Here is a 19,886-nt window from a genome sequence, read left to right on the forward strand (position 1 = left end):
AACAATATTTTGAACCCAAAGCGCTACTTTAAGAATGACCTAAATGTCAATTAATGGGTTTAATTAATTATTAAATAGTTGACTGATTTTCTCTTCAGATAAAAGATTTTTATCGATGTATACATGATTATTGGCTTCAATGTCATTGTCTAATTGATATGCATCCTTGAAACCCACTAACACCACTTTAATACCTCGTTCCTTGGCATTAACCATTTTGAATTCGTGGATCAAATCTAACACATCCTGAGTAATATATATGGTATCAGAAGCATTGATGATCACTTTAGAATTATCGGGAAGCTTATTGAGGGTTAGTTTTATAGCCGCTTTATTTAGGAAAGATACTTCTTGAGCCAAATCCACATGAATAACATCCCCACTACGGTATTCTTCCTTTCTAAAGAAATAGGCTTTTTTGATGTTTCCTCTCAAAATAAAAATCACACTTATGATCATTCCGAGGGCTACCCCATTCAATAAACCTAAGAAAACTACTGCCAACATGGTGGCAATAAATGGAACGAACTGGTATTTTCCACGGTCCCAGAAATGTTTAATAGTTGCTGGATTGGCCAATTTATATCCGATTGTTAATAATATAGCTGCAAGCGTAGCCATCGGAATTAAATTGAGAATCATCGGTATGCTTAATACACAAATAAGTAGTAAAAAACCATGGATTATTGCAGACATCTTCGTTTTGGCACCTGAATTAGCATTTGCAGTGGATCTAACAACTACTGAAGTCATTGGTAGACCGCCTAGAATACCACTTATCATGTTCCCAACTCCTTGCGCCTTCAACTCCACATTGGTATTAACAAACCTCTTTAAAGGATCTATCCTTTCCGTTGCTTCTATACATAACAATGTTTCTATTGAAGCTACAATAGTAATGGTAACAGCCACAATCCATACTCCCGGATTAAACACGGCTTGATACGAAGGTGTGACAAATATTCCTTTTAATTCTTCTATACTTTTTGGAACCGGCAAATTAACCAAGTAGTCAGCACCTACCGCAAAAGAACTGTTTGTTGCAATAAATAAACCATTAATAAAAATTCCCAATAATACTGCTACCAAAGCACCGGGCACCAATTTCAATTTCTTTAATGCCGGTGTTTTTTGCCAGGTGATTAATACAGCCAATGAGGCAACAGTAATAATGAGAATTCCCGGCTGAATATCCGAAAACGCAGCAAAAATATCAGTAAAAATGGCTAATCCAGAGCCAATTTCAACGTCAGACCCTAATGCCAGAGGTATCTGCTGAATAAAGATAATTACACCAATACCAGCAAGCATTCCTTCAATTACATTTGAAGGAAAATAGTTTGAAATTGTACCAGCCTTTACAAAGCCAAGTATCAACTGCATGGCACCAGCCAAAATAACAGCAACCAAAAATGATTCGTATCCCAAGTCAGCAATGGCTACAAAAACAATGGCTGTAAGTCCGGCAGCAGGTCCTGAAACACTAATGTGAGACTGGCTTAAGGCACCTACGACTAATCCTCCAACTATACCGGCAATAATTCCTGCAAACAATGGGGCTCCAGAAGCCAAGGCTATTCCTAAACATAAGGGCAAGGCAACTAGAAATACCACCAAACCTGATGCAACATCTGATTTCAGATGAGCAAATAGATTGTTACTTTTCATGTAATTTAATTATGAGTTTAAAATTTCTTTCCCTTAGATAAATGAAATGCTTGAAATCTAAGGGGTACTAAAAAACCAAAGACAACTAAACGTCGCCATGGACCAAATAAGAAATTACTCAAACTCCGGAGGTGGAACTATTATGCCAGGATCAAAAAGGCTGTTAATAACATTATCTATATTAAATCTACGAGAAAAAATATCATCAGAAGATTTGGCCAACAATAAATGATTGGTAGGAAATAAATCGTCTATGTCCAACTCACATTTTACTTCGTGCTCCTTGGTTTCTTCCTCAGTGAAAGAAAAAAACATGGAGATGTTGACCTCATCATCAATCGCTGCTACCACTAAGCTGGGCATAAACAATAGAGATAAAAAGAGGGTCAAAAACCCAAATGCTATACTTCGATATGTCGACTTTTTAAAATTCAATCTAAAATATTTGCTTCTGCAATATAACGATTAACTCAAAAATTTACATTACAACTTAAAAAATGTTTCGTTATTTTGTCAAATTGACACTTCTTAAGAAGAAATCCACCTTAAAATTATATAATTATTAACGGGTGTTTGTCATTATCAAGTCAATATTAAATTCAAACTAATTTTTTTAACTCAAAGCAACCTATCTTCTTTTAAATCAAGCTTTTTCCATTCTCCCATCTAATAAATGAATTATTTTTTTTCCATAGGCTGCATTTTTTTCCGAATGGGTTACCTGTATTATGGTGACTCCTTCCTCGTTCAGTTGCTTAAAGAGATCCATAATTTCTTCTCCTTGTTTTGAATTCAAATTTCCAGTAGGTTCATCGGCCAATATCAATTTAGGTTTACCAATTAAAGCACGGGCTATCCCAACCAATTGTTGTTGTCCGCCGCTCAGTTGTGCCGGAAATAAATCTTTCTTACCTACAATATGAAATCGATCCAACATATCGGCAACTAGGGCCTTTCTTTCAGGACCTGAGTATTTTTTATAAAGCAATGGCATCTCCAGATTTTCATAGACAGTTAACTCATCTATCAGATGGTAAGCCTGAAAAACAAAACCTATGTATTGTTTGAAAAGCGATGCTCTTTTCTTTTCCTTTAATTGATGAATCGGTTCATTAAAAAAGTTGTACTCCCCTTCATCAAATCCATCCAGCATACCAATTACATTGAGCAAGGTAGATTTTCCTGAACCGGAAGGGCCCATAATGGATATAAAATCTCCCTCTTCTACAACCAGATTAATGTCCTTAAGTAAAAAAACCCTTCTTCCACCTTGTTGAACCCATTTGAAAATATTGCTTAATTTTATTAACATCGAATTATTCAATTATTTTTAAAATCTATTTTGTAATTAACTACTCATCCTTTAAAGCTTGTATTGGATTGGCAGTGGCGGCTTTTAAACTTTGCCAGCTGACCGTCAATATGGCAATGCCAATGGCGACAATTCCTGCAAGCAAAAAAATAGTCCAATTGATTTCAGTTTTAAAGGCAAAACCTTCCAGCCAACTTTTCATGGCATACCATGATATTGGAATGGCTATGAAAAAAGCCAACACTACCCATTTTAGAAAATCCTTGTTAAGCAAAAGAAGAATTTCAGAAATTGTGGCGCCATTTACCTTTCGGATACCAATTTCTTTGGTTCGCTTGGCCATTGAGTTGGATGCCAGGGCAAATAGACCCATGCAAGAAAGTAGCACTGCCAGAATAGAAAACCATGCAACCAGGGTATTGATTTGGACATATTCTTTGTATTGCTCATTTAATTTTTCATCAGCAAAATAGAACTTAGGTTCAATTCCTGAAAATGCACTCTTCCATTTTTGTTTCAATTGTTCGAGCATTTGCAAGCTGGCTCCTTCCTTGGCCTTTATGGATAAAAAGCCCCAATTGGTAAAGTCTTCCTGCTCTGAAAAAATATGAATCAAAGGTTGAGCTTGATGCTGAACACCCTGATAACTGAAATTATCTACAATTCCTACTACCTTTCGAATAGCTCCTTGTTTGGAACTTTCATTTAAAATTTGTCCATTTGCCTCATTAAAGCCAAGCTTTTGCGCAGCAGCTTTATTAAGTACTATGGCATTTTCATAATTTATATTGCCTTTTTCAAAACCATTTCCTGACAATTGTTGAATGCCAAAAGTTTTGAAATAATTGGCTCCGACATAAGCTTTTCTCAGGTGTATAGATTCCGCTGAGGTTTTTCCCTGAGGGAAAAACACATTGTAGTTTTCACTATAATACCCGGGTATGCATTGTGAAAAACTGACCGATTCTACCAAAGGGCTCTCTTCCAATTCTTTGGCTATTCGCTCATAATTATTGCCGGTATTCTCTATATTGGGAAACTGCCAGGGTTGTAATTCTGTAATGATTACATTTTCTGTATCGAATAGTGGATCTTTTTCCAGCATGCCTTCCACCTGCTTCCTTACCAATAATGTTCCTGAAATTAAAATTATCGCTATGGCAAACTGAATTACAATTAAAGAATGACTCCCTGAAGAAGACCTGATACCAGAAAAAACATTCCCTTTAAGGCTTTCAGTCAATTTTCCTTTGGTCCAAAAAAGAGAAGGAATTAACCCTGATAAACCACCTACAACGGCCCATATTATTAATGGGATCCAAATAAAAACAGGCTTTTCAAAAGGTGTGAATTGCAAACTTGTATCATTGAGTGTATTAAATGTTGGCAAAAATAAGCCCATCAACATAAGCCCTAACAGCAAAGCTATAAAGCTAACCACAAAAGACTCTGTCAATATTTGTCCGATAATGTCACTTCCCGAAGCTCCATGTACTTTTTTAATTCCAATTTCCTTTACTCGGGACTGTACACTATTAATGGTTAAATTTATAAAATTAACTATGGCTATACTTATGATGCCCAATGCAATTATACATAGGATAACAATCAAAGTTTGGTTAGATTCTTCAGTGGAATGATAGGCTTGGAGCGGTAACAAATTGAGGTCTGTTTCATTTTGACCAACAGGTAAATAATTTTCTTTAACAATCTGCTTTAATTTTTCATCAATTGCTTCCGGTGCTATCCCATTTTTTAATTGAACATAGCTTATGGAAAAAGTATTGTACCAGTCATGAATTCCCTTTATCCAAGGAGAAATCTCTTCACCTGTTTCATAGGAAGAAACGATATCAAATTTTATGGATGAATTAGAAGGAATGTCTACTACCCCTTTTACTTCCAAAAAAACCTCTTCAAATTTTATTTGGAGTTTCTTACCTATTGCCGGTTCATTCCCAAAATACTTTTTAGCAAAGTCTGTACTTATCACCACACTGTATTTTTCTTGGATAGGATTTATATCGGACCCCTCGGTGAAAGGAAAACTAAAGATGGAAAAAAAGCCTTGGTCAACATAATGAATATTTTCCTGAAAAGCTTTGTCACCATGGCTGATCCGAAAACCCTCCCAATCGAATATCCGTGTGCCATTGACTACTTCCGGTAGCTCCTCCATCAACTTAGGCAATAAAGGTCCCTTGGTCTGTACGGTTTCACCATCCCTTATCCTATAAATATTGTCAAAATTATCATGAAACCGATTATAGGTCAGGTCATTGTGAACATAAAGGGTTAAAAGTAAAAATGAAGCGATACCAATGCCTAAACCAAAGGTATTGATCATAAAAGACCCTTTATTGTGCTTAATGTTTCTAAAGAAAAGTTTTAAGTTATGTCGTAGCATTGTATACAAATTTCTGTTAGGATTGGCCTTCTTCATTTCAATTACGATCTTCATACCATAAATTTAATTGGTTGAATTTCAGTATTTTATAACTATTAAATTATTCATTTTAAATTTATGTGTAAAATCTTTTGACAGAATTTGTACAATATATTTACACATTTTGGGCAGTAATTAATTTCTGAATTTAAATCTAGAATCTAAGGCATCTATAAGATATTTGTCAGCATTTGACCAACACTTTAGACGCTATCCCCTATTCCGTACTTAAACTTTTCACGGGGTTGGTATTGGCTGTTGTAAATATTTTAATACTGATAACTGCCAGTGCGATTATTAATAAACTTACGCCACTTAAGAGAAATACCCACCAACTCATTGTTGTTTGGTAAGCAAATTCTTGCAACCAGCTGCTTATTCCCCACCATGCTATCGGCACAGCTATAACAAAGGCAATACTTACGAGCACCATGAACTCTTTCCCCATCAATAGGTTAAGTTGCAGGATGGAGGCCCCCAGGACTTTTCTAATGCCAATTTCCTTTGTTCGCTTTTCAGTACTGTGGATAACCAAGCCAAAAAGTCCTAAGCAACTGATAAGTATGGCTAAACCTGTGGACCATTTTAAAAGTGTGGCTGTCTTTTGCTCTTGGCTGTAAAATTGTTTTACATCATCATCTACAAAATTAATTTTAAACGTTTCATCAGGAAAGAATTCCTGCCACAGCGTTTCAATTTTATTGATGGCTTTAGGCCAATGCTTTGTATCCTTGGCTTGGAAGGAAAAGTGAAGGGTATAGTTTTGATTATTCTGAACAAATGCCATAGGCTCTATTTCCTCCCTAAGGGAACTTTGATTAAAATCTTCCATTACACCGACAATAGGTATATTATCATTGCCTACCTTAAATTGCTGGCCTATAACCTCTTCCGGTTTTTGGAATCCCAAATGGCGCATTAGGGTCTCATTGATTACATATTCAGAAATAGAATCATTGAGTGGCAATCTTCCTGACAATAAGTCTATGTCATATAAATTCAGGAAATTTCTATCCCCAGAGAGCATTTGTATTTGAACATGATTCTCCTTACCCTCTGAAAAATAGCTTACTCCTCTTCCTGAATAGCTTTGGGATGCAGGAGGATCTCCAGCAATACTTAAATTTTTTACCTCAGGAATAGTTTCAAGACCCTCCTTAAACGCTTCATATTTTTCAATCGAAGCATCACTTCTCGGAGCTCTAATATAGGCGATGGACTCCGATTTAAATCCCATATCCTTATTTATCAGGTAGTTTATCTGTTTTCCTACCAACAGTGTAGCTATAATAAACACCTGAGCAATAACAAACTGGAAAACGGTTAAGAATTTTCTTAAACTCCCCTTGTCTCCATCCAAAACCGATTGGTTTTTGAGTACGGACACCGGTTTATATTTTGACAGGATAAGGGCGGGATAAAAACCTGCTAAAAAAGTAATAAGAATTAATAAACCTATTAATGAGACCATTAATACCGGGTTTTGCAATAAACCCATGCTAAGCCCCGATGGTATAAAGTCGGCAAACACGCGTAGCAGAAAAGTAGCCATGAAAAGGGACAATATGGCTGCTGAAACTGTTAAAATAAAAGTTTCGCCCAAGTATTGAATGACCAACTGTTTTTTGGAACTGCCTAATGTTTTTCGAATACCAATTTCTTTGGCTCGCTTGGCAGATTGCGCAGTATTGAGGTTAATAAAATTAATGCACCCTAAAAGCAATAGAAAGAGGGCAATAAAACCCAGGCCTATTAAAACATCAGCACTTGCACGGTAAGGGCTGCTGTCAAATACACCGTAACTATCGTTAAGGTGAAGGTTTTTCAAAGCTTGCAACCGAAAGGACCTGAAATACCCCAAGGCGGCCATTTCTTCATTTTCATTTTCTTTCCCCAAAGCATCCAATTGCGCTAGAATAGCGGTTTTATTATTAAACTCATCCGCTTTAATAAACAATTGAGTAGATGAACTGATACTTCCCCAGCTTTTATCATAGAAATACCCATAGCTCTCTGAGTTTTGAAAAGACTTTCGGGATAAAAACTCTTTGAATATAAAGTCAGAACGTTCTTCAAATTCAGCCACAATTCCTGTCACTTTTACAATTAAGGAATCCTCATAAATCAAGGTATTACCAATAATTTCTTCAAGGGATCTGCCGGGAAAATATTTTTCCGCCCTGCTTTTACTCAACACCACTTCAAATGGATTTTCAAGAGCTGCATCTGCCGATCCGGCAAGCCAATGGTACTTGAATATTTTAAAGTATTCTTCGTCAGCAACCACAATATCTCCGGGCCATTCAAATCCCTTTTGACTAGATGCTACAGTTACTTTATCAAAACCAACAAGGAAAAAAGGACTCACATGATCAATTCCAGTACTATTGTCTTTCAATGCATCTATTAGCGGTACCGGAACACCTCTAGAATGTCCTTCCTGATCAGGTCCCTGAGTGTCTACAACTACACGGTAAATCCGGTCTCTATCCTCATGAAATTTATCAAATGTAAGGTCATAATAGATCATGATTCCGATTACAAAAGACGCACTTAAACCTATCGATAAGCCGATTACATTGATCAAAGAGAAGGTCTTATTTTTCCAGATACTTCGAAAAGCAATTTTTAGATAGTTCTTATACATGATTTTCGGGATTATTCGGTCCTTAAACTCTTCACAGGATTTGCAATTGCAGCCTTAATGGCTTGAAAACTTACTGTCAACAGGGTAATAAATAATGCCCCGATTATGGCATAGCCAAAGGTCCACGCAGATATTTGCATCCTGTAATCGTATTTCTGTAACCACTGACTCATAAAGTAATAGACAATAGGAATCGCAATCAGGCAGGAAATAAGCACAAGAACCACAAAATCTTTGGAAAGCATCTGCCATAAATTTAAAACCGAAGCCCCCAAGACTTTTCGTACCCCTATTTCCTTTTTCCGTTGCTCGGCCACAAATGAAGCCAAACCAAAAAGGCCTAAACAACTAATTAGAATAGCCAAAAGGGTAAAAACTCCTGCCAAATTTCCCAGACGCTCTTCAGATTCAAACTTCTGCCCAAAAGCCTCATCTACAAATCCATAATCAAATTGAGCAGATGGAACAACTGTGGCAAATACCTCTTCAATGCGAGCAATGGCATCACTGGCGATGGCATCGGGCTTTATTTTGATATTAATATAGTCTACCCTATCGTAATCAATATAGAAAAAGGCCTGCTTTACAGGTTGATAAGGAGATTGCATCACCATGTCCTTTGTAACACCAATAATCTCTGCCCGGTCGTCATTTCCAAAGGTAATAAAGCTCCCTACTGGGTTTTCCAAGCCCATGTACTTAACGGCCGTTTCATTTAGAATTATAGCTGCAGAATCAGAGGCATAATCCCTCGAAAAATCCCTTCCTTCCACAAACTGCCAACCTACTGTATTCCCATAATCATGGGTTACCCGCAAAATACCAAAGTCAGGTGACATCTCAGGATCTTTGCCTTCCCAACTAATACTACCACCGCCATTGCTATAAACGCCCATTAATGGAGAAGAAGATTGGGTCATGTCTTCCACTACCCCTGTGTTTATCAATTCATCCCGCAAAAGGTTGTACTTGCTATTGTACGCGGGATTGTTCATTTGTATGGATATAAGATTGCTTCGGTCATAGCCAATCGGCCGATCCTTGGTAAATTCTATTTGGTTAAAAACAATTACCGTCCCCACAGCCAACATGATAGAAACAGCAAATTGAAAGACTACCAATACCTTTCTTGGAACAGCCGAATAGGGTCCAGCTTTAAATGTTCCTTTTAATACCTTGATCGGACTAAAGGAGGAAAGGTACAAGGCCGGATAACTACCAGCTAACAACCCTGTAAGCAAGGTAACGCCAAATATGGATGCCCAGAAGGTAAGGTTAGTCCAGGGTATCTGCATATTTTTGCCAGCCAGTTCATTGAACCATGGTAGCGTAAGTAGCACCAAAGCCAAGGCGAAAAATAAGGCAATACCTGAAATCAATATGGATTCACTTAGGAACTGGAAGATCAGTTGCTCTTTATTGGAGCCCACTGTTTTTCTAATGCCTACTTCTTTGGAACGCTTTTCAGAGCGCGCAGTACTGAGGTTCATAAAATTAATACAGGCCAAAACCAATACAAATAAACCTATGGCTATAAATAACCACACAAAAGTGATTCTGCCTTCTGTAGGCTTTCCCTGAGCATCAAATTGGGAATACAAATGCCATTTGTCCATGGGATAAGCAAAAGGATGTAGGCCACGTCTCTCAAAACCTTCCAATGATTCTGCGGGTCCGTATTGAAAATACAAATCCTTTAAAACAGCATTGGCTGTTTCAAAATCAATTTCCGGCCTCAATTGCACATAAAACTGAAAAGACCAATCGTCCCATACTGTTTTTATTCGTTCGAATCTTTGGGGCTCATTGGCCTCTGTCAATTTCCAATTCGCAAAGAATTTCACATTGGCAAAACTATTGTTTTTGGGAAGATCTTTATAAACGCCATTTACGACGGCATCCATCTCATTATTGATCTTTATGGATTTACCTACAGGATCTTCCTCTCCAAAAATGGCAGCAGAAGCTGTTTCAGACAAAACTACTGCATTGACCTCTTCTAAACTCGAATAAGCGCCTTGTATCATTTCCAAAGAAAGCATTTCTAAGGCTTCGCTTTCAATAAACTGACCTCTTTGGGTATAATTTTCCCCTTTATTGGTCAATACATAATTCCCCACCCATGTGGCACGTATTGCATAAGTAAAATAATCTGAATAATTGTCTTTTATAACGCTACCCATGGTGTAGACCGTAGAGGGAAAAGACTCAATTTCACTTGTATCCAGGTTTTTGCTTCTATTGTAAATCTGAGCAATCTTATCATGATTGTTATGGTAGGTATTGAAAGTAAATTCATCCAAGACCCATAACCCTATCATAATAACTACTGCCATTCCAAGTGCCAACCCTCCAATATTAATGGCAGCATAGCCCCTATTCCGTGCAAGATTTCGCCAGGCTATTTTTAGATAATTTTTGTACATGGTTGTTTGAATTATTCGTCCCTTAAACTTTTAACTGGGTTTGCAACTGCTGCTTTTAATGCCTGAAAGCTTACTGTTGTCATTGCGATAGCGAAAGCAATACTTCCGGAAAGCAAAAACATCCACCATTTAATTTCGATATGATAAGCAAAGTCCTGTAACCATCTATTCATGCCAAACCAAGCAATGGGAAGGGCAATTAAAGAGGCAATCCCAACCAATTTTCCGAAATCCTTACTCAGCATAAGGGCAACAGAGGTAACGGAAGCCCCAAGCACTTTTCTTAAACCAATTTCCTTTCTACGTTGAGCAGTGACAAAGACCACCAGCCCCAACAAACCAAGACTAGAGATAATAAAAGCCAGCGTAGTAAAGATCAGTGATAATTTCTCCTCCTTCTGTTGAGCCAGGTATTGCTGGTTAAAATTTTCACTAAGAAAATACACATTTGCTTTATTCTCCCCATCAAATTGTTCCATTGTACTTTTTACAAATGCGATTCCTGCAACCGCTTTACCTTTTGATATTTTTATATAAAGATTGTCTCTATCCCTATCATTTGGCGGCATCAACAGCACCATCGGTTCTATTTTATGCTGTAGAGAAGTCGAGTGAAAATCTTTAATCACTCCGATAATTTGTCGACTGACGAGGCTGTCCTTTCCTGATTTATAATTAATTTTCTTTCCAATGGCATCGGTATAGCCAAGGGATTTCATCAAGGTTTCGTTAATGATTACGGTTCCTTCTTTATCTGTTGCCCTATCCGTTGAAAAATTCCTACCCTGTAATAACTCCATTCCATTGGTTGGTAAAAAATCCTCATCGATGTATAGAAAATTTGCCATAGTGGCAGTGCTTTGCATTTTTCCATCCACCTCAAAAAAGAAATTAAATTTACCTAGGTAATTGGTACCTAAAGGATTACCGGCAGTAGCAGCACTTTCTACTAAAGGGCTTTGCAGGAGTGTTGCTTTCAATGCTGGAATTTTGCTACGGACTTTTGGGTCATTGATATGGCTGATCAACACTTGGTTTTTGTCAAATCCAAGGTCTTTTTCAGAGACAAATTGCATCTGCTTATGAATGATATAGGAACCACTAATCAGGCAGACTGTAATTACAAACTGGACTACCACAAGTGTTTTCCGTAAGAAAATACTAGTACCCAAATTGACTATCTGCCCTTTGAGTGAAGGAATCATCTTAAGCCTTGACAAAAACAAGGCAGGATAACTCCCACACAAAACCCCAATCAAAACAGTAAAAAGGACAATTATCCCAATGGTTTTAAAGGATCCAAAATACAATAGAGTCAAATCTTTTTCTGCCAATTGATTGAATACAGGAAGGCTTAATTGAACAATAAAACAGGCTAAAAGAGAAGCAATAAAAGTGACCAAAACTGCTTCGCTTAGAAACAGCCCTACGAGGTGTTTTATTTCAGACCCAACCACTTTTCGTATTCCGATTTCCTTCACCCGCATGACAGCGCGTGCTGTAGATAGGTTCATATAATTGATAACCGCAATCAACAATACAAGGAATCCAATTACAATAAACAAGTAGACCAACTCAGCCTTCCCATTGGCACTGAACTCATAATCAAGATGAGAATACAGATGAATAGCTGTCAGTGGCTGTAATTCTATTTTAAAATCAGAAAAATTCATTCGTTTGGCCAGATCCTTTTCAAAAGGAACAAGCTTGTTTGCAAATGATTCTGGTTCAGTACCTTTCTGTATAAGGAGGTAAGTATAAAGATACGCTGCATTCCAATTGTCACTTCTCAGGTCTTCCCTTGCAAAGGACCGGATTGCACTGAATTGCATATGGGAGTTTTTTGGAATATCATTTATTACCCCTGTTATTTTGATCGGATGTTTTTGATTGCCCAGGGCAATTGTTTCATCGATTGCTTTTGAGGCATCCCCAAATATTTTAATGGCAAGGCTTTCCGTAATGACCATGGTTTCCGGATTTTCCAAGGCAGTTGCGCCATTTCCATAAAGAAACGGATAATCAAAAAGCGCAAAGAAAGTATTTTCAGCAAACCAAATATCTTCCTGGCTAAAACTTTTATTACCGTAATTGATTAGGTCCCCTCCTTCAATATTGATTCTTACTGCCTCTTCCACTTCAGGGAATTCATTTTTTAAAGCAACTGCAAATGGTGGAGAAGTAAGGGCAATGTCCATTTTTCCATTGTCCCAATTCGAATGCTGAACAACCCTAAAGATTTGCTCCGAATTGGTAAAGAATTTATCATAGCTAAGCTCATCTGCTACATACAATGCAATCAACCAAAAAGCAGCGAGACCTATGGCAATACCACTGATATTCAGAAAGCTGTAGCCCTTGTTCCGCTTTATATTTCGCCAGGCAATTTTCAGATAATGTCTCCCCATGGTTTTCGAATTTATTCGGTTCTTAAACTTTTTACGGGATCAGTTATCGCCGCCTTTATACTTTGGTAACTTACCGTAAGAATGGCAATACCTACAGCTAATATGGCAGCATAAGCAAAAATACCCCAACCAATTTCGATCCTGTAGGTAAAATCCTCAAGCCATTTGGACATGGTATACCAACCGATGGGTAAGGATATCAAAATGGATAGGCCGACCATTTTCAGAAAGTCGGTTGTCAGCCGGAAAGTAATTTGCCCCACACTTGCTCCTAATACTTTTCGAATACCAATTTCCTTCATACGCTTTTGGGCGTTGAAAGCAGCCAGACCGAAAAGGCCTAAACAAGCAATCATTATGGATAAAACAGTAAATACCATGAAGATCTGTCCTAATTTTTGTTCGGATTCGTAAACCCTATTGAATGAATCCTCCATAAATCTGTAGTTGAAAGGTTGGCCGGGGGCCATTTTGGCCCATATTGACGCTATTCCTGTAATGGCATTGGAAAAATCACCGGATTTTATCCTAACAGCCATTGTACTTGATGAACTTCCTAAAGAAAGGCTCAATGCACCAATATCTTCCCTTAAAGATTCAAAATGGAAATTTTTTACTACCCCGATAACTTTATAAAAAACCGGGTTTTCTTCACCTAAATCCCGGGACAGTCTCAAGCCCAAAGCTTCCTTGGGTTTTAGCCCTAAAATTGCCAATGCGGATTCATTTAAGATTATCCCAGTAGAATCTGTAGGGTAGCGTTTGTCAAAATCACGGCCCGCAATTAATTCCATATTCAAGGTGGATATATAATCATGGTCTACCATCCACCTTTGCATTTGCAAGGCATTTTCTTGCGCTGTGGATCCTTCTTTAAAGAAAGAGTGATCTTGTCGATAAGAAGGCGTAGGCAAATACCCACTTAAAGAAACACTGGCCACCTGACCTAATTGTTGAACTTCCTTTTTAAAGGCTTCAATTTGGTTTCCAGTTGCATAAACATCATCTACGATCAGAATTTGATCTTTAGTGTAACCAAGGTCTTTACCCTGAATAAAATTCAATTGCTGAAATACAACCAAGGTAGCCACGATCAGTAAAATAGAAATGGCAAACTGGAAAACGACAAGGGAGTTTCGAACCCCTGCTCCCCCAATGCTATTTTGTCCACTTCCTTTAAGGACTTTTGCAGCCACAAATTTCGACATGAAGAACGCAGGATAGCTACCTGAAAAGAGGCTTAATAGTATGGTAGCCGAAAACAAAATGATCCAGAAATAAGGAGCTGTATAAGGTAGACTCATTGATTTCCCCGAAAGCGTATTAAAAAAGGGAAGTGCCAAAGTTGAAATCATAATGGCCAGCAGCAAAGAAATAAAAGAGATCAATACGGCTTCGGTCAGGAATTGCCCAATCAGTTGAGACCGGTTAGACCCCAGGGTTTTTCGGATGCCAACTTCTTTGGCTCTTTTAAGTGAGTAGGCCGTTGACAAATTCATAAAATTAACGCTTGCCAAAACAATTAAAAACAATCCTATGAATGAAAGTATATAAACATTTTGAATACTACTATTGGCACTGAGCTCATGGTGACGATTGGAATGCAAGTGAATATCGGTTAAAGGAATGGTACTGTACCTTAAATAATTACCGGATGCGGCAAAGGATTCTACTGTTATTCCGGGATAAAATTGCTGAACATAGGGAAAGATGTATTTCTCCATGATGGAATGTAAAGGCGCTTTAAAATCTTCAATACTAGCCCCCGGTATCAACTTGATGAAGGTAAAATAATTGTGGCTGGTCCATAACATTTGCTGAGCATCTTCGTATCCGGCCAATGCCATAAATAGAGAATGATCTCTTAATAAACTATTCTTGGGCAGGTCGTCCATTACCCCTGTTACCGTATAAGTATCCTCATTGTTCACCAATAGCCTTTGTCCCAATGCATTCTTAACTCCGAAGTGTTTTTCCGCAGCTGTTTTGGTCAGCACCATGGTATTTGGCTCAGTAAGTGCAGTTCTTGAATCCCCTACCAACAGGTTTATTCCAAAAAACTCAAAAAGCGTTGAATCTGCAAAAGCTACTTGCTCTTCTTTGGTGTTTTCTTCAGTACCGGTTTTCCTGAGAAGTAAACTTCCTTGATTCCTGATCCGGGTAACCTCTTCAACTTGGGGAAAATCATTGCGTAATGTTCCGGCCATTGGAGCACCGGTTTCGGCTAGTTGCATGACCTCTCCACCAAATTTTATATCCGAATTGATTCTGTAAATACGGTCAGAATCAACAAACATTTTATCAAAGCTCAATTCATCGTATACATATAGAGCTATTAGCATGCCCCCCGCAATACCTATGGTAAGGCTGAAGGTATTGAGAAAGGTAAAGAAAGGTTGTTTCTTCAAGCTTCTCCAGGCAATTTTAAGATAATTTCTAAACATGATTTCAACCTTTAATTTTTATTGCGTTCTGGAAAGTTCAAGAAGCAATTCACTATTATTTAAACCTACTCAGTCCTTAGCCATGCTTTCTAATCCTCTTTAATTGCTTTAATAGGATTGAGATTGGCAGCCCTATAGCTCTTATAACCAATGGTGGTAAATGCTATAAAAAGCGTGATTAATGCTGCCAAAGCATAAATCCACCAATGTATGGCTATCCGGTAGGAAAAACCTTGTAGCCAATTTTCCATCAGGTAATAACCCACGGGAAAAGCAAACAGAAAGGAGATAGCTACCAATAGGAGAAAATCCTTGGTCAACATGGCAATCACCTGCAAGACAGATGCTCCCAGTACTTTCCTTATCCCAATTTCTTTGTATCGCTGTTCTGAGGTATAAGTAACCAAACCAAAAAGACCTAAACAGGCAACTACTATGGTTAGCAGCGCAAAACCATTTAAAACCTTTCCCATATTTTGTTCCGTTTGATAAGCCCTTTGATAGGATTCATCCATAAGGGAAAAGCCAAAAGGTTCTGCAGTACCGAAAGAATTCCACAACGATTGGGTCTCCGCGATTAAAGCCTTCATGTTCAATGGTTTGGCTTTCACGATCAAGCCACCATACGGCCTGTAGTACATCAACAAAGGTTCTATGGGTTGATGCAAAGATTTAAAGTGAAAGTCTTTTACCACGCCTATTACTGTACTTGTATGGGTCCCATCTGAGATGGTTTTTCCTATTGGATCTTCTCCAAATCCAAACACCTCAACTGCCGTTTGGTTAATGATTACATTAGATGAATCAGCGCCGAAATCTCTTGAAAAATTTCTTCCTGCAACCATTTCCATTTCCATTGTAGGAATATAGTTTTCGTCAATATTGAACACTGGCATCCGCCGATTAAATTGACCATTAATGTAAATCTGTGTCACATTATTGTCCGAAGGGCCTGCTGGCACAAAGGAAGACTGGGTGACAGCGCTTACTTTGGGATTTTTCATCAACTCATTTTTGAATGCCTCTTGGTTATTTTCCAACAGATAGGCATCCCTAATGACCAGAATTTGGTCTCTATCATAGCCCAGGTCTTTGTTTTGAATATAGTTCATTTGCTGATTGACCACCAAGGTCGCCAATATCAGCCCTGCCGAAATCACAAATTGAAACACCACCAATGCACTTCGAAAGCTTTTATTTGATCCCCCTGACACACTATTGGTTAAACCCTGAATGGCCCGAAAGGAAGACAAATAAATGGCCGGATAGCTTCCTGCTAACAGACTTATCAGTAAAGTAAATACGGGCAAAGCCAATAGCAGCTGTGGCTGCAAAAAGTAGGACAATTCAAGTGCTTTCCCAGAAAACTCCACATAAAATGGACATATTAGAATTATGAAAACCACTGCAAGGAGCATGGCTACAGTACTTGCGATAAAAGCTTCGGATATAAATTGGAAAAAGAGTAATTGTTTATCAGCGCCCAATACCTTTCGAATTCCCACCTCTTTCGCTCTTTTAGTGGCTGTAGCGGTAGAGAGGTTGATAAAATTAACGCAAGCTATCAAAAGCATAAACAGGGCTATCGCACTGAAAATATATACATATTTTATGTCCCCACCTTCTTCTAATTCGCTGTAGGAGGCATTGTCGGAGTGCAAATGAATGTCACTCAGGGCTTGTAAAGCAAAACCAAGTTGGTTGTCTTTGGTAAATTCTTCAAAGGACACGCCCATTTCTTCCTGCATGGAAGGCCCCATATTTTTCGCAATTAAAGCCTGTAATTTTTCTTCCAAAGATTTGGAGTCAATGTCTGCTTCTAAAAGAAGGTAGGTAAAAAAGTCTCCTTTAAACCATGATGTGCTTTTTGCCTCAGGGAATCCTTTCATTGAAGCAAAGAGGTCAAAATGAAAATGAGCATTTTCAGGCATCTCCTCAATTACACCTGTAATGGTATAGGGTTGTTCCTGACTTTCCAGGTAAAACAATTTCCCTATTGCATCTTTGGTTCCAAAATACTTTACAGCCAATGTTGTTGTTATAACGACAGTATTCGGTTGCTCCAATGGGTTACCAGCATCCCCGGCTATAATAGGCAGGCTAAAGATTTCGAAGAAATTTGGATCTACGTAGGCAAATCTTCCATCTCTATAAGACTGGTTGTCAATGGTGATTTTCGGGGTTCCAACCCTACGTATCCTTGTTGCATCCAGCACTTCCGGATATTCCTCCTTAAGTGTCTGTGCCACCGGGGCCATCACCACCCCTTCTTTTATTTCCTCACCATTTACCTTGGCTCTAAAAACAATCCTTGCAAGCTGGTCTACCTTTTCATTGTACCGATCATAGCTCAATTCATCCAGCACAAAATGAGAGATAATGACACAGGAAGCGATGCCTAAAGCCAATCCAACAGTATTGATGGAAAAAATGGCTTTATTTTTCAGAAGACTTCGCCAAGCTATTTTAAGGTAGTTTTTAAACATTTTTGAAGGATTATTTGGGATCCATTAAACTTGGTATTTGAATAATAATCACAATGCAGCACCAATGGCCCTATTTTGGCTTTCGGTGACAATTTGACCATCAAATAGATTCACCACCCGATGTGCAAAGTGGGAGTCATGGGCAGAGTGTGTCACCATTACAATGGTCGTTCCTTCCTGATTTAGCTCCGTAAGCAAGTTCATTACTTGCAAACCATTTTTAGAGTCCAGGTTTCCTGTTGGCTCATCGGCTAATATCAACTTTGGCTTGGTAACCACAGCCCTTGCAATGGCCACCCGCTGCTGTTGTCCCCCGGATAATTGGTGTGGAAAATGCTTTTCCCTATGAGCAATTTTCATTCGCTCCAATACTTGTATTACCTTCTCTCTGCGTTCGGCCTTACCCTTTTTTAAGTAAATTAGTGGCAGCTCCACATTTTCAAAAACGGTCAACTCATCAATCAAATTAAAGCTTTGGAACACAAAACCCAGGTTCCCTTTTCTTAACTGTGTCCTTTGATTTTCACGGAGTCCTGCCACTTCATTTGAAGCAAAAACATAGCTGCCCTCCGTTGGATTGTCTAACATGCCTATGATGTTAAGCAAGGTGGATTTCCCACAACCTGAAGGGCCCATTATGGCTACAAATTCTCCCGACTCTACTTTGAGGTTCACTTTATTAAGGGCTAAAGTTTCAACCTCTTCTGTACGGAAACTTTTCACTAAATCTGTAATATTTATCATCGTTGATTAATTTTTTCAAATACCTATTTTAATAAAATGTCCTTTCAGATTATTTATTTCAACACAATTCTATCTGCTTCACCAAAATTGTCATAGTTGCTGGTAATTACTTGCTCTCCCGGCTCTAAACCTTCGAGGACCTCATAATACCTTGCATTTTGCTTGCCTATTCGTATGTTTCTTTTAATTGCTTCATCACCATCTGTATTCACTACAAAGACCCATTGGCCACCTGTGCTTTGGAAAAAACTACCTTTGGGCAATAAAATGGCATCCGATGACTCTCCTAATTGCAATTTAATATTATAGCTTTGTCCTGTTCTTATGTTTTCTGGTTTGTCTGATGTGAATACCAGATCCACTTTAAATTTCCCACTTCTCACCTCCGGGTAAACTTTCCTAAGCCGCAAGTTGAAATCATTATTGTTCCTTTCTAATTCTGCCCTTAAATCTCTCTGAACCCGGTCAATATAATGCTCATCAATATCCGCTTCAATCTTATAATCAGTCAATACATTGATCTGACCTATGCGTTCTCCCTGAGCGATGCTCTGACCAATTTCTGCATCAAGGAAACCTAACTGCCCATCTGCAGGTGCACGCACATTCAAGTGATCCAGCCTTTCATACACCATTGATAAGGTTTTTTTCATGCGTTCCAGATCAGTATCAAGGCCGGTTAGAGAGGTTTCACGCAACTCTTTGTCTTGTTCAGTTTGGAGTTTCACAATTTCATATTGCTCTTCAGAAAGTTCATAATCTTCTTTAGCAATCAGGTATTCTTCTCTGGAAATAAGTTCCTCTTCATACAAGGCTTTGTTCTGCTCATAATTCCTTTTAAATCTTTGTAAGTTGGTGCTGGCTGTTGCAAGGGATTTTTTGCCTTCTACCTGCCTGGAATCGAAGGCCAATTTAGTAGACCTTAAATCATTTTGTTTGAGGGCAAGGTTACTTTCGCTGGCAAGAATTTGCTCATAAAGGCTTCTGTTTTCCAAAACCAGTATAATGTCGCCCTTTTTAACAATAGCCCCTTCTTCAATTAATTTCTCTGTAACCCGACCCCCTTCATAGGCATCCATATAAATGGTGGCAATGGGGGCAACGCTACCATTGATGGTGATATAGTCATCAAATTTACCCTCTACCACCTCAGCTATAGATAATTTACCCTTTTCAGTACGAAAAGTAGCAACAGAACTAGTAAACCATAGCTGATAAGCAGCATAGATCAACAGTGCTGCCAGAGCAATGTATCCGTAATGTTTTGGCCTTAGGCCTTTTTTCTTTTCAAGTATAATATCCATA

At 38.3% G+C, this 19,886-nt stretch carries 11 protein-coding genes; all 11 read right to left on the reverse strand.

Annotated features, from left to right (window positions below):
* Positions 1-63: 63 nt before the first annotated feature.
* The 11 genes from ACYVHJ_RS08470 to ACYVHJ_RS08520 all read right to left on the reverse strand — a co-directional run bounded on the left by ACYVHJ_RS08470 (position 64) and on the right by ACYVHJ_RS08520 (position 19,885).
* Entirely contained in the window at positions 64-1,668 is a 1,605-nt protein-coding gene (locus ACYVHJ_RS08470; protein WP_460514061.1) for a SulP family inorganic anion transporter, read from the reverse strand.
* Between the two features lie 114 nt (positions 1,669-1,782).
* Positions 1,783-2,031 (reverse strand): hypothetical protein, encoded by a 249-nt coding sequence (locus ACYVHJ_RS08475; protein ID WP_460514063.1) that lies wholly within the window; start codon positions 2,029-2,031, stop codon positions 1,783-1,785.
* Between the two features lie 280 nt (positions 2,032-2,311).
* Positions 2,312-2,980, reverse strand: coding sequence for an ABC transporter ATP-binding protein (locus ACYVHJ_RS08480; protein ID WP_460514065.1), 669 nt, complete (start codon positions 2,978-2,980; stop codon positions 2,312-2,314).
* 40 nt (positions 2,981-3,020) lie between these two features.
* Positions 3,021-5,441: an ABC transporter permease gene (locus ACYVHJ_RS08485; protein ID WP_460514067.1), complete on the reverse strand. Its 2,421-nt coding sequence runs from the start codon at positions 5,439-5,441 to the stop codon at positions 3,021-3,023.
* Between the two features lie 202 nt (positions 5,442-5,643).
* Positions 5,644-8,073 (reverse strand): ABC transporter permease, encoded by a 2,430-nt coding sequence (locus tag ACYVHJ_RS08490; protein WP_460514069.1) that lies wholly within the window; start codon positions 8,071-8,073, stop codon positions 5,644-5,646.
* An 11-nt stretch (positions 8,074-8,084) separates the two neighbouring features.
* A complete protein-coding gene (locus tag ACYVHJ_RS08495; protein WP_460514071.1) occupies positions 8,085-10,499 on the reverse strand; it encodes an ADOP family protein in 2,415 nt (804 codons plus the stop codon).
* Between the two features lie 11 nt (positions 10,500-10,510).
* Positions 10,511-12,907, reverse strand: a complete 2,397-nt coding sequence (locus tag ACYVHJ_RS08500; RefSeq protein WP_460514073.1) for an ABC transporter permease — start codon at positions 12,905-12,907, stop codon at positions 10,511-10,513.
* 11 nt (positions 12,908-12,918) lie between these two features.
* Positions 12,919-15,351: an ADOP family protein gene (locus ACYVHJ_RS08505; RefSeq protein WP_460514075.1), complete on the reverse strand. Its 2,433-nt coding sequence runs from the start codon at positions 15,349-15,351 to the stop codon at positions 12,919-12,921.
* Between the two features lie 89 nt (positions 15,352-15,440).
* Complete coding sequence (locus tag ACYVHJ_RS08510) at positions 15,441-17,837, reverse strand: ADOP family protein (protein WP_460514077.1); 2,397 nt, start codon at positions 17,835-17,837, stop codon at positions 15,441-15,443.
* 48 nt (positions 17,838-17,885) lie between these two features.
* Positions 17,886-18,581 carry an ABC transporter ATP-binding protein gene (locus ACYVHJ_RS08515; RefSeq protein ID WP_460514079.1) on the reverse strand — a complete coding sequence of 232 codons (696 nt, stop codon included), beginning with the start codon at positions 18,579-18,581 and terminating at the stop codon, positions 17,886-17,888.
* Positions 18,582-18,634: 53 nt separating this feature from the next.
* Positions 18,635-19,885: an efflux RND transporter periplasmic adaptor subunit gene (locus ACYVHJ_RS08520; RefSeq protein WP_460514081.1), complete on the reverse strand. Its 1,251-nt coding sequence runs from the start codon at positions 19,883-19,885 to the stop codon at positions 18,635-18,637.
* Between the last annotated feature and the right edge of the window lies 1 nt (position 19,886).

The organism is Cyclobacterium sediminis (genome assembly GCF_054781075.1).

Coding starts and splice junctions, on each gene's coding strand:
- ACYVHJ_RS08470 (WP_460514061.1), bottom strand. CDS start 1,668: ATGAAAAGTAACAATCTATTTGCTCATCTGAAATCAGATGTTGCATCA.
- ACYVHJ_RS08475 (WP_460514063.1), bottom strand. CDS start 2,031: ATGCCCAGCTTAGTGGTAGCAGCGATTGATGATGAGGTCAACATCTCC.
- ACYVHJ_RS08480 (WP_460514065.1), bottom strand. CDS start 2,980: ATGTTAATAAAATTAAGCAATATTTTCAAATGGGTTCAACAAGGTGGA.
- ACYVHJ_RS08485 (WP_460514067.1), bottom strand. CDS start 5,441: ATGAAGATCGTAATTGAAATGAAGAAGGCCAATCCTAACAGAAATTTG.
- ACYVHJ_RS08490 (WP_460514069.1), bottom strand. CDS start 8,073: ATGTATAAGAACTATCTAAAAATTGCTTTTCGAAGTATCTGGAAAAAT.
- ACYVHJ_RS08495 (WP_460514071.1), bottom strand. CDS start 10,499: ATGTACAAAAATTATCTAAAAATAGCCTGGCGAAATCTTGCACGGAAT.
- ACYVHJ_RS08500 (WP_460514073.1), bottom strand. CDS start 12,907: ATGGGGAGACATTATCTGAAAATTGCCTGGCGAAATATAAAGCGGAAC.
- ACYVHJ_RS08505 (WP_460514075.1), bottom strand. CDS start 15,351: ATGTTTAGAAATTATCTTAAAATTGCCTGGAGAAGCTTGAAGAAACAA.
- ACYVHJ_RS08510 (WP_460514077.1), bottom strand. CDS start 17,837: ATGTTTAAAAACTACCTTAAAATAGCTTGGCGAAGTCTTCTGAAAAAT.
- ACYVHJ_RS08515 (WP_460514079.1), bottom strand. CDS start 18,581: ATGATAAATATTACAGATTTAGTGAAAAGTTTCCGTACAGAAGAGGTT.
- ACYVHJ_RS08520 (WP_460514081.1), bottom strand. CDS start 19,885: ATGGATATTATACTTGAAAAGAAAAAAGGCCTAAGGCCAAAACATTAC.